Genomic DNA, 13,097 nt, shown 5'->3' on the forward strand with positions numbered 1-13,097 from the left:
ACCAATTGTTCGCGAGATTCGCAAACAAGTCGGTTACGGGTGGCCCGTCTGGTATCTTCGGCATCTTATCACTGTGTAGGTTAATCATGATCCTTTCACCTTTCTAATGATTGTAAAAATCACGAAAAGAGCGAATCCGGCTCCGGCGTACAAGTAGACAATCGGGAGGAAGCTCCCGAAAACATTAAAACCATACTGCATGATTTGCGTCATATCTAAGCTAAAGCTCATTTACATTCGCCCCCATCGCTTTAGTATGCCGAGGACGGTCACAACACAGACAACAAACGTAATTCCACTCATTAACATGGCCGCTACATAATCACTACCGAATACAAGCGTCATGCCCTCCTTAATCAGTTCAATCATCGTCTCATCAGCTCCATCCAGCGACTAGCCAGCGCTCCAAGCACGAGGATCAAGAAGGGAATGCTAAGATAAAAATAAGTATCAATCAGATTTTTAATATCGAATCGCCTCCCAAATCCATTTGAATGTAAGAAGCAGTAGCAGTGCCGCTAAAAGGATGCAAATAAGGATCTCCCCGACTGTTAGTGAGTGGAATATCTGGAGGTTACCCTCTATATGGCTCTGATAGTAATCAGTTAGCCCGGTAACAACCGTGTCCTTAATGGCATAAATCAATGCCGAATTGTCGCCGTAAACCTCCTGCGTTACCGTCATATCCATAGATGTAACCTCCTATCAAATCATTAGGCAAACAAACCTTTGACGCGGTGGGCAACAAAAAACGCCAGCGGAATAGCTACAGCAAAGGCCAAAATCAGCCAAAAGCTGGAGAACCAGTTAGACGTGCTGGTTGCGACGTCAGCAAGGTCATATTTTAAATCGACTACAGGAATTGCAGAAGCCAATACGTTCACCCCCTTTCAATGGAGTAAGCTTATGTCAGGCTTAGGCTTTCGCCGTCACCGGAAGCTCGAAAGTAACAGGCTCGATAAAACTGAAATTCGAAACCTTTGCTTTTATATTTTTACTAGACATGCTAAAGGTGACAGTCGCTTCATAAAGTCCGGGAACCGTGCCCAACTCATTAAAAAACGAATATTCCATAGTTTCAGCTTTCGGAATCAAACCTTTTTGATTATTCTCCGTGCTAGCAGCTATCGGAACATAGTGCACCTTACAACCTTCAATTTCTCGGCCACTCTTTTCGTCCTCGAACGCGTAACGGCTGGCACCCAATACGACCACCTTCATTTTTTGTTCCATGTGATATCTCCTTTTTGGGTTTTTAATATATTTGAACGGCTAAAAGCCATCGTTCACAATATTGTCACATTTCAATCCAAGTGAATTTTCAGTGCATAACCATGAGAATATTTATTCATATAAATGCATAAATAACAAATAAAAAAGCGCCCACCAGGTCGGCGAGCGCGCATGTAAATAATACCAGAACAAGCGTTCGGTTACGAAATCATATCTTTCGCGATATAATAACCGTAACGAGACACCTGAGGTGATGTCAGATGTCTCCTAGGGAAGAGTTCTGCACTCGCCAAAGTTATCAGAACTTCTTCCCGAATATGTTTTTTCTATATTATACACCTGCCTTACCTTGATAGCAATGATTTTTGGGGATTTTGGCCTATTTTTGGCCGTTTGGGAGAGATGTGTCCGCATCTCTCTTTTTTATGTCCTTCGGAAGGCCGTAAAGGGTCGATACCTTCTCGATTTCTCCTTTTCTAGCGCGCTTGTGTAAGTCCTCTTCTGTTTCTATCAGTTTGGCCAAGCGTTCGGCCAACTGCTTCTCACAGGCCGGGTCCATCAACTGACGTTTGACGTCTACAACTTCGGCAAACTGTTTGCCTGCTTGCTCATCATACTTATTGATATCCTCCAACAGAGTTTGAAACAAGCTCCCATCTTGCAGATTACCACCCATACGGGCCGCGTAACTAGTCAAATATCCTCGCAAACCTGGAATGATAGATTCCATCGTCGGTAACTCCCGTTGCATCTCACGACTGACTTTTGCATCCGTCTCGCTAAATTTCGAAAGACTTAACCACCATGGATGGATAGTCCAACGAGACCGACGATCGTCATCTGGTATACGATAGCTGATCCATTCGGCTGTAAGGTAGTTCCATAAGACCGCCATATATTCAATAGCATCTTCCGCCGTATCTAATTTACGTTGGCCTACTTTAAATTCCGTGAAAAATTCCCTATCGATTTGAAACTCAATATTCCATACCTTCCGAATATTCATACCATTACGTTCCCAGAGCTTGAAAAACCAAACCTTTTTTTTCGCGCGCGCCTCTAGAAATTTGTTATAGCATCTAAGGTAAAGCTTTTGTGTCATTCGAGATCCAATGTTAATACCAGTCGTGACACGATGCGTTTCTCTTGTATCTGCTGACGTATACCGTCCGACAAACTGCTTTGTGTTAAATCCTTCAGGTACATCATCCGTGTGATAGCACAAATCCATTCTATTAATCTTGCTCCGAATATACTTGCAATTCAACACATCCTCCAGCCATTCAATAACCATCCGATATTTTTCATCTAACATCGTTACGCTATAAATATCAGTCCAAAGAAATTGACTCTTAAAATGCACGTAAACCGGAAAAACTTCTTCCTTCTTGCTTCGAAACTTAGCGAGCCGTATTTCTAGATCGTCATTATGGAGTAAGTAGTAGTAGCTGCGGCTGCCGTGGTTCAGCACCCGGAAATTAAACAATCCTAAATCAATGTATCCGTCGTCCGACTTTTCGCGCTGCTCGTCTAGAGCCGCAAATAAGCGCGCTAGGTGCTTGTTTTGCTCTGGGTCGAACACATCCTTTGCATCGGCTCCAGACGCCGCCTGATAGCCCTTAAAATCGACTGTGAAGCTCAACCAATCACAATTAAAAATTCCCATTGTTAAGACCTCCTAACGGTCACATAGAGTAAGTACGGTGCTATCAGTACAAACAAGGCAATGGCTTTAGTTGCTTGCCACATCATAAATCTAAAATCTCTATCAATGCTGATGAGATACAAAAGCACGAAAAAGCTAATCATGCCAACTCCTACAATCACGGCAAACATCGTCAGGGCGACATAGATCCACACCATCAACAATAGCTCCATAACTAAGACCTCCTAATTCCTGTGCGCAATAATTCTGACAAGCATCATATAAATCAATATTGAAAAAAGAACCAAATAAAAATGTTCAGCCAGCCAAAAAAAGAAATCCGGACCAGCAAAAAGCACTGCAATCATCGCAAACATCGGCAGGGCGTAAATACAAAAAATCAACAATAGCTCCATAACTAAGACCTCCTAATCCAAGTTCCGAGCAATTAATAGGGACATCATATAAATAAATATCACCATCACAATCAGCGGAAAATATTCAAACAACCAAAGCACAAACTCAACAATAAAATGCGTTCTTATGTCATCCATTTGGATCCTCCTTATAGGCGACTCCTATTGTCGCGATAGGTTTTATATACTTCCTTCAACACCGGGGTAAATGTTACATCTTTCGGCCTAAAAAAAAGCCCTTTAGGCTCTCATCAACTAACTCCTGCGTCCACCCAATATAGTCCAGCGTGTCGGATTGCTCCCGGTGGTTAAAAATCATCATCAAGGTAACCACATCTTTATACATGCGGTAATGGTGGTAACCAAAAGTTTTCCGCATGGAATGTGTCCCGACATGGTGGAGGCCGACTGACTCACCAGCTTCCCGGAGGATCCTATAGGCTGCATGCCGGGTGATGGGCAACCGGGGCCAACGGTTGGATGCGAATAGGTAATCATCATGATGCATCCCTTTTATGTACTCATCTATCACCGGGCGTAGATGCTCATTAATAAAAAATCGACGAACTTTTCCGGTTTTCAATTCACGCGTAACCATGTGCTCACCTCTACGGACATCCCGGACGGTGAGCCAAAGCAAATCCGAAATACGAAGACCGGAGTTAATACCAAGCAGGAACATAAACTCATTCCGGGGATTTCGCGCCAAGCGTTCCTGAATCTGCCCCAGCTTCTCTAAGTCGCGAATCGGCTGAATATCATAACCGACGACCGGGCCGTTAGGAGTTTCACGCACCCGGGTCGGTCGCTTACCTTTTTTTGAGTAGTACATGCTATCATCCTTGCAAAATATAATTTTTTAGCTTTTTCTCCACTAAGTCTATTTCTTCTATCTCTTTCTTATATTGCTCTTTTAGTTCCGGGATTTCTAAAAATATCTGAATATATTCACGTCTAGAGCGTAATGCATCCATCAGGATCCTTATATCTGCAGCGTTGAAAACTATTTCTTCGTTTTTCATAGAATTAATATCCGTCAACATCATCTTCCTCCTCAATCTCAAATTGCCCAAACTCAATATGTATCAGCAATTCTTCCACAAAACGAATCACTTCTGGATGAAACTCACCTTCCAAACTATTATCACGTAACCATTGTTCCAATTTTGCTCTTGATATCATGCTATCTACTCCTGTTCTTCTATCAACTTTTTTGATTCCTGAGCGCGTCTTAGCTGCACTTCGTAATAACGGCGAATTGTTTCAGTAGGAGCTTTTGGTATCGAGTCGTAATAAAGAATGTCAATATACTTGTTTAAGGCATCAATCAGAGTGTATTTCATGTCAGACGGCAAACGCAGCATTCTAAAACCTCCTACGTGCTAGGGGATACGTTTTTTGGTTTTTGCACCCCCCCTGTTAGTAGGGTGGGGGGGTCGGCGCTTTCCGCGCCACTTCAACGTTTTTCGCTCTTCTACAACATCAAAACTTTGACCATTACTGACCTTTATTTTCACCAAATAATGACCTTGCCCATTTCATAAAAAGAACCGTAGGACAAATAATCAAAGGCGCCATCAAAAAAGCCACTAATACAAGTAGACTAACCGCGCCAAGAGATGCAATAAAGTCTTCCATTCCAAACTACTCCTTTCGCTTTGCCTCCGGCGGTCAAAGGGGCACCCCCTTTGAAATCCCTCTGCCCTATCCGGGAGTCGGGACAACAACGGGGTTGTTGTCAGGGCTTCTAGGGTTACTCGCTCGGCAGATACGGACAAGGGGCAAGCCTTCGGTCTGGCGACCCCTTGTCCTATACCTGACGCGCATCATATCGCACACGAACAAACGTTCATTTACGCTCCATATATCTATCCTTCCAATACTTTTGACACCGGGAACAATACGATGGATTTCCTTCTTTCGGGACGTCCATATCGCCGCCACACTGCGGACATTTTCCCTCTCTCTTTCTTTCCTGGACAACAATACGGCGATAGTTTGTATACCGACAACGGGAACTGCAATAGATTTGCCTGCGATCTATCGGCTGAAATGGTTTATGACATATTGGACAATCTCTCATATTCACGCCTCTACTACAAAAGTCGTTGGGCCTTCTATGTCACTTTCAGTGCCATAAATCAAAATAATATTTTCATGGAGCCATGCGGGCTTTTTCATATGATACGAATACATCCATTCCAACTTCAGTTGGATAGCACCTTGGCCTAACATCGCCCCTTTGTTATAAGAAACATGTACAGTGATAGGGTAGCGATACGGCACATACTCGGTATCCGCTTTATCAATCATCCTTTTAAAATTTCTTTTAATTGCATCAATCAAATTTTCTCCAACGATAGTAAAACGATTACTAACATGATGACGGCCCCTGATATGTACTTGGTATTCCATTTTATTTCCACCTTTCGCCTCATCCGGCTTGTCCGGCTTGTCGGTCATTTTTTTAACTCTACAATACAACCCGGCTAACAACGGCCAACCTTCAACTGTTTTCGCCGTCAAAATATACTCATAACCAACATGCACATAGGAATCACCTTCACGATACACTTCGACATGGTACGTATCATCCAGGACGACATATGTATTATCTTCAAGGCATACAGATACTTCGCCATCCTCTACAATTAGCGTACCAATCGTAAAACCACCTGCAATGTCGGCTGTTTGTCGAATGCTCGTGAAGATGTCCATGTTTCTCAACTCCTTTCCTTATGTCTTATATAGATTATACCATATTATCTATAGATTATCTATAGAAACATGGTTTATTTTCTATAGATTTTATTGTACACTATATACAAAGGAGAGACGTTAAATGAGAAAACAAATGCAAGTATATAGCTCAGTAAAAAACATTGTTCAAGACCTCAAATCCGAACTGGAACTAAAAAACGAAAGCGAAGTCATTGCCTATCTATATTGCATTTACAAACAGCGTTACAAGTCCATCACCCTGGACGAACACAAGAAGGCGACTGCCGAAATGAAAAATATCATCAATCAGTCAACTTTGTAAGCTTGCCAGAAGGTAAGCTTTTTTTTATCGAACATTATCTCGACTTCCCCGAGGCGACGGCTTCCGGCAGCTACGCTTCCGGCTCGTCCGTCGCCTCTTCTCTCCATCTAACATGATGAAGAAAACGAAAGTAATCCGCATAACTCTTAAATTCTTTCCTTTGAATAAGGTTGTCTATTTCTTCCCAATCATCTGATGGTAAGGTAATGGATACAGGCTTCTTCACACCCAACGAAGGACGGCCAGCACCTACACGCGCACCGCCACGACCTGTATTTTTATTTTTGGTTTTCTTTTTCTTATCGGATTCCAATAAATCATTTTGTTTAAGGTTTTCTTTTTCTTTCTCTTCTTTGATTTCCTTTTTGATTTCCGTTTCTTTTTTCAATGTAGATTCAACCAAATCAAAACGATCAACCACAGCTTGAGCACGTAATTTAAAATTTTCAGGCTTCAAATTACGTACCATTCCTTTTTTTAGCTTCTTAATTTCTGCAATCATAGAATCATATTCCGCATTCAAATCACTGCCGAATTCAGTTTGATTCCAACGCTCGACACAAACTAAGAAAATATCTTGTATCTTCTGCAGCAACACACCATCGTATTTCATACCTATCGAACTCCTTTGATTTAGATTTCCTATTTCTATTGTATCAAAGGTGTTTGATTTAGACAACCTTTTTCTAAGAAACAGAGTAATAATCATCGCTTATTTGTTTAAGCTGGTTAATTACCTTATGATATTCCTCCTTTGTCGACGGGAATTCCATAGGAACGACCATCTTATGGGTATCATATATTTGATGCCCGATCTGGAATGCTTTTTGCTTCTGAATACGCATCGTTCGTAAAAATTTTTCGCTTTGTATGTCATACATGTCGTAATAAAATGATGCTTTTGCCTTCCGAACATGACAATAGACATTCATTATTGACCGCACCCGAAAATCAATATTTGTAATACTCGGGCTCGAAAAAAATAGAGTTGCCCGAATCTTTCGGAGATAAAAAAGCATATGCGTAAGGTACTTAGCCACGTTCGTATTGCCCGATCTGCTATCCAAATCGGTGTGGGCCTCATCAAGACAGATAATACTGCTAGGCTGCTGTGCCACATCCAGAAACTGTTCGAAGTTAGTAAAAAGCTTTGAATGCTTAAGTCCATAATTCGAGTACAACGTGCAGCCTGTCTTTTGCCTATAGTGCTGCGCAAAGAGTGACATGCCAAACGTCTTACCGGATCCTAACGGGCCATCAAATCCCATGAGGTACATACTACTTCACTCCTTTTTCAATGCCCATCGGCACACCTGCCGCATTGGCCGGGTTGGCGTTGGCCTTGAGGAGATTTCCGAGTTTAGCGTTACCCTTGATACGATCCGCAAGGGTAAGCTTGTCAGTCATTTTGAAATACCTTGTATATGGCGTCATTTGCGTCCTCACGCTCTGCACATAAAGCGCGATATCACTCAATCCGGCCTCCTGAAGCATGAACATTCCTAGGGCTTGGTCTTGAGTGACCGGGACGCCATTCTTCCTTAAAAATTCGAGCACCTGAATCATTTCGTTATCGTCATTGCTCTCCAGGAGTTCTTCGATCATAACTTCCTGCGCTGTTAACTGACTCATTACCATTCACCTCACTTAAACAAAATAAGCAATGCAATCAAAATATAGGGCACGTACTTAAAAAAATCCGGCTTATCCTGAACGTTAAATTCAAACATGCGCTTTAGAGCCGTAGATTTCCGAAGTTGCCGAAGCTGCGCAGCTTCTATCCGAGCCGGCATATCGACATTGGCAACATACAATATGTATCCGTTAGCCGTGTCGATGTGCTTGGAAACTCCACTCAAATCATACATACCTCTTTTTGTTAATACTGCTTGGTCACTAATTTCTTCCACCTGCAGCAACTCGCATGTGTGATCGTCATTAAACACGAGCATTTTATCTTTTGTAGCCATCATTAGCACCTCACTACTTGAAGAATTTCTTTTTCAAAAACAGTCCTGGAAGAACGAGCGTGAGCAAAAGCGATATACCAATTGCCGATCCAATCTCAAAAAACGTCTTGAACACGGAAGACATCTATATCACCACCACTTAATCATATCCTTAAATTTCCTAAAAAGGCCGATATTCGACATCACAAAAAATATCAAAAAGTATATAAATCCAAGCGTGCAAACGGTCGTAATAAAGGTGATCCATGCGGGCCCCAGGAATGCAAAATGTCCGAGATACTTCCCAAAATCGAGCGGACGAGCTACCGGAACGGAGAGCGACCGAAGCGAATCGGATATAGACCCTAAAAAAGTGACAACAGGCGAAAATATGGTATCAATCAGATTCCGCATGGGTACCTCCTAGCAATGAGAAGACACGAACAATGAACAGCAGCCACACGATCGCAAGTAATCCATACGGTACAACATCGAGAAAACCAATAGGGCCGAGAACCATATCCTTTACAACGTCTATACCATCCCCTGACGCGCCTGGATAGTTTACAGGCGTCTTGCTCATGTCTATCCACAAAAGGCCCTTAATTGTCCTAAAAAAGCCGAGAAAGAGCGCGCCGATAAACTGAAACAGCGCAATGAATATATCAATCACCAATATAACGACTTGGACAAGACTGGTCAGAAAATACCATATGCCCTCTATAAGAGCTACAAGCCATCCAAGAGGGTAGGACAGAAACTCCAGTAGCTTTTGAATGCCTGATGCTAAGACGTCAAATGCGCCGGACAGGTAGCGCATTAAAGTATCTACAAACGTCATTCAAGAAACAACCGTTTAATGCCCATGGCTATACTCATAGCAATCATGGCCGTAAAGGACATAAATAAAGTATCCGCAAAGCAATCAATCAGCGCTGATAAACCTTGCATCATCAACTGCATACTGTCCATATTTTTCACTCCATTTCAGATCCAGGATCCAAATTCCGAACGTTAATTGTTGAGCTCAACTCATCCGGAATCCAAATTCCGAACAAACATTTATGAGCTCAGCTCACACCCGGCATTAATATCCGAACAATAGGGTAGGGGAGGCCCCGGAAGAAATCCGAAAGCCTCACGCGAGCAAACCTTTGACACGATTGGCGACATAAAAGGCAAGCGGAATCGCTATGACAAACGCTAAAATACGCCATATCGAGGTAAACCATGATGATGTACCAAGAGCGACATCTTGCAACTGATAACCCAAACTGATATCAGGCATAATGCGAGAATCAGGCGTCAATTCCAACACGTTTGAAGGGGACGAATCACCGATCCGATTCACAGCTACAACAGAAAATTTGTACGTTGTACCGTTTTTGAGATCGCGTACACGGAACGACGTCGAATCTGTCTCCGCAATCATTTTACCGTCCTGGATTACCTTATACCTTTCGGCGTACTTACTTGGTGCCCAGGACAAGGTGACCGAGGCAGAAAATGGCTTGCCTGAAATCGTTGGCGGCTCAGGAACAGATGTCAAATCCTTAGTCTTAAAAACTATTTCATCTGACGAATCCGAAAGATTACCAAACTTATCAACACTCACGACATGGGCCTTATATTCCGTCAGGGATTTCAGACCCGTGAACTGATAACGAGGCTCCTTTACAAGTCCGCCAACGCGCGAACCGTTCAAGTAGACAAAGTAACCGTCCAAATCCGGGTTCGCGACTTTATCCCATGTCATCGTCGCATCGTATACATCCGCATCCACTTTTAAACCTTCGGGCACGTCCAGGACTCCATCTGTCTCATCGTCGGTCGTCTTAAACGTCTTTGTTAAGGACTGCACACGTCCGTATTTATCTATGTACTCCAATTTGTACGTGTACTCCGTGTCCATCTGTAATCCAACGTGAGCATATCCGAGACCGTTACCGTCATAAAGCTTGGCATTATCGTGATACAGCCGATATGTGGCTGCTCCAACCTGAGACCATGATAGATTTAATCGATTGTGATAAGCCTTTGATTGTAAATTTGGGGCACTCAACATATCCGCCATAGACGATGCATCGATTTCATCTGAAAACATAACACCGACATTATAGACAGCCGCAATTTTATAGCGGTACATCACATCCGGCTCTCCTCCGGTGTCAATGTACGTCTGTTCTTTAATCGGCTGCGGCGTAATTTTTACATCATTCCGATACACGTCATAGCCGACAAATCTTTCATCCTCCGTCATCGTCCAGCGCAACTCTACCGCTTTTGTCTGAGACTCGGCAGACAAACCAACAGGCCGAGGAGCTTCTACGGTTCCAAAAATATCTAACTCCGCAATCCAAGTACCCCAATTCGACAGCCCTTTCAAGCCGATACTCTTAACTGATTTAACAGTGACATCCTGAAAGCCGTTATTTACAGCACGGATCGATTTCAATAAAGTCCCTGATTCATCGTAAAAATATATATTAGGCGTATTTCCTGAACTGCCACCGGCTACCGAATACACTTTTTCCACGTCCGCCGTACCCGGTAACTCAAAAATAAAAACACGACCATCCAAGCCCATAGTAATCGATGTATTCGTATCATTGTCGGTCAATTGATAAAAAACCTGTCCTGTGTTTATATCTGTCAATGGCTTGCCATCAAGCAAACCACCGGGCGCGGCAGATACAGCACCAGCAAATAGCATGAACATCAACAACGACAAGCAGATTACCTTTTTCAAAGTTTTTCACCTCCTCACGGATATTCTGACGACTTCCAGCGCAGCTTGTATTCCTCATCCTGCATCTGCAAAGGGTTATCTTGCACCATTTCCGGATCGGGCGTCAGAACTTCGTCAAGCTGCATATCCGGTTCCCTTCGCATATCTGGCTCCTTCTTCATGTCCTCATCCCGTTTCATCACCGGATCCGGTGTGATAGGGGAGTCCTGGTGCAGACGCACGCCATCATGTTCCCAGTTCTTCGGCTCCGGGGCCGCGGGCATTGCATCCGGCGTGGCCGCATCGCCAGCATCCCGAAAATAGGTCTGTTGATTTTGGTACGGTCGATCCATGACATCACCCGGATCATAAAGGTCAGGCTTTACGATCGGCTTGGGTAACTGATACTCACGAGTCGGCGTCAGCTGCCGGATGATTTCGCGTAGGCTGCCGTTAGCCTGCTGCAATTGGTCATTTGTAACAAGCAAATCGCCATGAATCAATTGCAAATCGTCATGAATAGGCTGCGTGTTGTCCCGAATCTCTTCCAGGACAGGCTTCAGGTCTTCAATACATTTGCAAATCGCATCGGCTACCGAATCGCCGCCAGTGCCGAGCCATGGCGTATTTACGTCCGATTCGCCAACCGGATTCCCGTCACGGTCACGGCCAATGATGGTATAGCTACCGTCACCCGGTAGGTCATATTCGGTATCTGTTGTGCTGCCAATTTTTTGACCATCCTTGTAAATGTCGTAGCTTTCAGCGCCCGGAACACCTGTCCATGTGACCTTTGGCAGACCGCTGCCGGGTGATGGATCCGTACATGCCGGCATTGTCACTTCTGCCCCCAGGTCATCACGAGGATACGGATCGGGATAGCTCTCGCATGTCGGGCTCTGTATCTGGCCCGTGCTCAAGTCATCCACCGTAGAAATGACGGAGCCGGACGAATCCAGAAACTGAAGCTGATAACGACCATTACACGTCAGGTAAAGCGTGCCACCGACTTCATCTATAGGCCATTCACGATCATACTGCGCGCCTGAACTTGCTGTGAAATGCAATCTGACCTGTTTTGCATTCGTCGGCAACCCCCAAAAATCTAAGCGGTATTGGTCACGCCAATCGGTGTAATAGTATTTGAACTTATCAAACGGCTTGCCGCCCGGGTCAGTACCGGGACCGGGACCAGAACCGGGGCCAGTAGTACCATCGGATCCATCTCCGGGATTGGTAGGCGTACCTTCGAGATAATACCGGGTTTCCATGTGCAACACGTCTCCAGCCCATCTCACGGCGCCATAAGCCTCGACCTCTCCGTCAGTTTCCAATTCGCACCGATACGATTTTTGCTTTGGATCCGCCTTAAGGTGGCCTGTGGCAACGGTGACATTTTTCCATTCACCGCCGACCTCACATCTAACCTTGTAATGGGTCGTGTTATTAGCCTTATAGGCGTTAATACCTTGCGTAGCCTCGGGAAAAGTGATGCTCGTCGCTCCGCTTTTTGTCGTAAAGGGAAACGTCCCAGAAGCTCCGGCCGGGGCATGGGCATAATAATAATCGTCCATATACACATCATTCGCGGCATGGGCCATCGTCAATGGCAAAAAAAACAGCAACGGCAGCAATATCAAGATTCTTTTCATAAATCAAGTTCAAGCACGGCCTGTGCTGTAGACAAAGCATCATTTTTTATTAGCACAATAAAAAAACAGACTAACAAAAAACCAATCGCAAGTATGGCTGCGGCTCGAATACTCCTCTGGAGATTCTTACGTAAATACTCCTCTACAGCTTGTTTATCAGGAAATGAAATAAATTGAGCGATATCATGTCTAATGCACATAATTCGGTTCATCTCTAATCCGATTGCAAGAGCGAGTGCACTACCGATACATAACCAAACCATCATACGATCATCTCCGATCGGGTCAAACTACAGAAAAGAGGGACACTATAATAAGGCCCCTCAAATTCCGCGCACGTGCATATAAACCTTTCGCAAGAGCCATGTTCCAAACAGAGTGCCGAACAAGACGACAAGCACCGTTCCAAGGTGATACCAATTGTTCGCGAG

General features: G+C 44.0%; 22 protein-coding genes. 1 reads left to right on the top strand and 21 read right to left on the bottom strand.

All coding sequences use genetic code 11. The features are described 5' to 3' along the window. Window positions 1-462: 462 nt before the first annotated feature. From DQX05_RS13755 to DQX05_RS13785, 12 genes are all read right to left on the bottom strand, one after another. Window positions 463-690, bottom strand: coding sequence for a hypothetical protein (locus DQX05_RS13755; protein ID WP_119794174.1), 228 nt, complete (start codon window positions 688-690; stop codon window positions 463-465). A 23-nt stretch (window positions 691-713) separates the two neighbouring features. Next, a complete protein-coding gene (locus DQX05_RS30745) occupies window positions 714-875 on the bottom strand; it encodes a hypothetical protein (RefSeq protein ID WP_182914749.1) in 162 nt (53 codons plus the stop codon). 40 nt (window positions 876-915) lie between these two features. Next, on the bottom strand, window positions 916-1,233 hold the full coding sequence (locus tag DQX05_RS13760) for a hypothetical protein (protein ID WP_119794175.1): 318 nt from the start codon (window positions 1,231-1,233) through the stop codon (window positions 916-918). Window positions 1,234-1,612: 379 nt separating this feature from the next. Further along, complete coding sequence (locus DQX05_RS13765) at window positions 1,613-2,899, bottom strand: hypothetical protein (protein WP_119794176.1); 1,287 nt, start codon at window positions 2,897-2,899, stop codon at window positions 1,613-1,615. 2 nt (window positions 2,900-2,901) lie between these two features. Next, window positions 2,902-3,111, bottom strand: coding sequence for a hypothetical protein (locus DQX05_RS13770; protein WP_119794177.1), 210 nt, complete (start codon window positions 3,109-3,111; stop codon window positions 2,902-2,904). A 12-nt stretch (window positions 3,112-3,123) separates the two neighbouring features. After that, window positions 3,124-3,294: a hypothetical protein gene (locus tag DQX05_RS30750; RefSeq protein ID WP_182914742.1), complete on the bottom strand. Its 171-nt coding sequence runs from the start codon at window positions 3,292-3,294 to the stop codon at window positions 3,124-3,126. 211 nt (window positions 3,295-3,505) lie between these two features. Beyond that, a complete protein-coding gene (locus tag DQX05_RS13775; protein WP_119794161.1) occupies window positions 3,506-4,126 on the bottom strand; it encodes a site-specific integrase in 621 nt (206 codons plus the stop codon). 4 nt (window positions 4,127-4,130) lie between these two features. After that, window positions 4,131-4,337, bottom strand: coding sequence for a hypothetical protein (locus tag DQX05_RS13780; RefSeq protein WP_119794162.1), 207 nt, complete (start codon window positions 4,335-4,337; stop codon window positions 4,131-4,133). Then, window positions 4,321-4,476, bottom strand: a complete 156-nt coding sequence (locus DQX05_RS30755) for a hypothetical protein (RefSeq protein ID WP_182914739.1) — start codon at window positions 4,474-4,476, stop codon at window positions 4,321-4,323. The genes DQX05_RS13780 and DQX05_RS30755 overlap by 17 nt, the downstream gene beginning before the upstream one ends. A 5-nt stretch (window positions 4,477-4,481) precedes the next feature. Further along, on the bottom strand, window positions 4,482-4,658 hold the full coding sequence (locus DQX05_RS30760) for a hypothetical protein (RefSeq protein ID WP_182914740.1): 177 nt from the start codon (window positions 4,656-4,658) through the stop codon (window positions 4,482-4,484). A gap of 133 nt (window positions 4,659-4,791) precedes the next feature. Continuing rightward, window positions 4,792-4,932, bottom strand: a complete 141-nt coding sequence (locus DQX05_RS30765; RefSeq protein WP_182914741.1) for a hypothetical protein — start codon at window positions 4,930-4,932, stop codon at window positions 4,792-4,794. Between the two features lie 447 nt (window positions 4,933-5,379). Next, complete coding sequence (locus tag DQX05_RS13785; protein ID WP_119794163.1) at window positions 5,380-6,012, bottom strand: hypothetical protein; 633 nt, start codon at window positions 6,010-6,012, stop codon at window positions 5,380-5,382. A 124-nt stretch (window positions 6,013-6,136) separates the two neighbouring features. Here DQX05_RS13785 and DQX05_RS13790 point away from each other — a divergent pair, with 124 nt between their 5' ends. Continuing rightward, window positions 6,137-6,337, top strand: coding sequence for a hypothetical protein (locus tag DQX05_RS13790; RefSeq protein ID WP_119794164.1), 201 nt, complete (start codon window positions 6,137-6,139; stop codon window positions 6,335-6,337). Window positions 6,338-6,407: 70 nt separating this feature from the next. On the opposite strand, the gene DQX05_RS13795 is transcribed toward DQX05_RS13790, so the two are convergent. The 9 genes from DQX05_RS13795 to DQX05_RS13835 all read right to left on the bottom strand — a co-directional run bounded on the left by DQX05_RS13795 (window position 6,408) and on the right by DQX05_RS13835 (window position 12,932). Further along, window positions 6,408-6,950: a hypothetical protein gene (locus DQX05_RS13795; protein ID WP_119794165.1), complete on the bottom strand. Its 543-nt coding sequence runs from the start codon at window positions 6,948-6,950 to the stop codon at window positions 6,408-6,410. Window positions 6,951-7,023: 73 nt separating this feature from the next. Continuing rightward, on the bottom strand, window positions 7,024-7,614 hold the full coding sequence (locus DQX05_RS13800; RefSeq protein WP_259391979.1) for a hypothetical protein: 591 nt from the start codon (window positions 7,612-7,614) through the stop codon (window positions 7,024-7,026). Between the two features lies 1 nt (window position 7,615). After that, the gene (locus DQX05_RS13805; RefSeq protein WP_119794166.1) at window positions 7,616-7,969 is read right to left on the bottom strand and encodes a hypothetical protein; all 354 of its coding nucleotides are present in this window, start codon (window positions 7,967-7,969) and stop codon (window positions 7,616-7,618) included. An 11-nt stretch (window positions 7,970-7,980) separates the two neighbouring features. Then, complete coding sequence (locus DQX05_RS13810) at window positions 7,981-8,310, bottom strand: hypothetical protein (RefSeq protein ID WP_147385184.1); 330 nt, start codon at window positions 8,308-8,310, stop codon at window positions 7,981-7,983. A gap of 373 nt (window positions 8,311-8,683) precedes the next feature. Then, a complete protein-coding gene (locus DQX05_RS13820) occupies window positions 8,684-9,127 on the bottom strand; it encodes a hypothetical protein (protein ID WP_119794169.1) in 444 nt (147 codons plus the stop codon). After that, complete coding sequence (locus DQX05_RS32060) at window positions 9,124-9,258, bottom strand: hypothetical protein (protein WP_259391980.1); 135 nt, start codon at window positions 9,256-9,258, stop codon at window positions 9,124-9,126. The genes DQX05_RS13820 and DQX05_RS32060 overlap by 4 nt, the downstream gene beginning before the upstream one ends. Before the next feature lie 166 nt (window positions 9,259-9,424). Then, a complete protein-coding gene (locus DQX05_RS13825; protein WP_119794170.1) occupies window positions 9,425-11,035 on the bottom strand; it encodes a fibronectin type III domain-containing protein in 1,611 nt (536 codons plus the stop codon). 14 nt (window positions 11,036-11,049) lie between these two features. After that, on the bottom strand, window positions 11,050-12,666 hold the full coding sequence (locus DQX05_RS13830; RefSeq protein ID WP_119794171.1) for a hypothetical protein: 1,617 nt from the start codon (window positions 12,664-12,666) through the stop codon (window positions 11,050-11,052). Then, a complete protein-coding gene (locus tag DQX05_RS13835) occupies window positions 12,663-12,932 on the bottom strand; it encodes a hypothetical protein (RefSeq protein ID WP_119794172.1) in 270 nt (89 codons plus the stop codon). Before DQX05_RS13835 ends, DQX05_RS13830 begins: the two co-directional genes overlap by 4 nt. Window positions 12,933-13,097 lie beyond the last annotated feature (165 nt).

The sequence above is a fragment of the Paenibacillus thiaminolyticus genome (genome assembly GCF_003591545.1).
Lineage (GTDB): Bacteria > Bacillota > Bacilli > Paenibacillales > Paenibacillaceae > Paenibacillus_B > Paenibacillus_B thiaminolyticus_A.